The organism is Rhizobium sp. 01L419, assembly GCF_056400025.1.
In genome coordinates this window covers 1-491 of sequence record NZ_JBFTSM010000060.1, presented here as the reverse complement: position 1 = coordinate 491, position 491 = coordinate 1, and the positions used below count along the sequence as shown (strand labels likewise).

General features: G+C 64.0%; 1 protein-coding gene. It reads right to left on the bottom strand.

Features of this window, described 5'->3' with window-relative positions; translation table 11 throughout:
* On the bottom strand, positions 1-491 hold a 491-nt coding region (locus tag AC1DUP_RS36780), incomplete at both ends, for a DUF4082 domain-containing protein (protein ID WP_477837383.1).

The following is a 491-nucleotide window of genomic DNA, read 5'->3' as shown; positions in this document are numbered from 1 at the left end:
GTCGCCACGTAGGCGCCGGTCGTGTGGTAGGAGGCAACATAGGTAGTGTTGGCTGTGATGGTGACGGGCGTTGCGAAGTTTACCGTCTGCCAGCCGCTTGCCGTGGTGGTGGTGAAGGTGGCGGTGGCAAGCTTGGTGCCCGTGGAGGTCCACAGGTCGACGACATTCTGGCCGTTGTCGTTGGCGCTGCGATAGAACTTGATGGCGGTAATGTCACCGGCAACGTTCGACTGGAACTTGACGCCGACTTCGAGCTGCTGACCGTCGTTGAGGTTCGTCTGGGCCGGTGTGCTGGAGGCGTTAAACAGGCTGTAGGTCACAGGCGCCACTGTGGCAGCAATATTGAAGGTCTCGTTGGCTGAGAGGCCGCCGAGGTCGGTCGCCGTCACCCTGACGCCGTAGGTGCCGCCTGCCGTCGGTGTGCCGGAGAAGGTCCGCGTCGTGGCGTTGAAGGCCAGCCAGGCGGGCAGCGCCGTGCCGTCGGCAGCCGT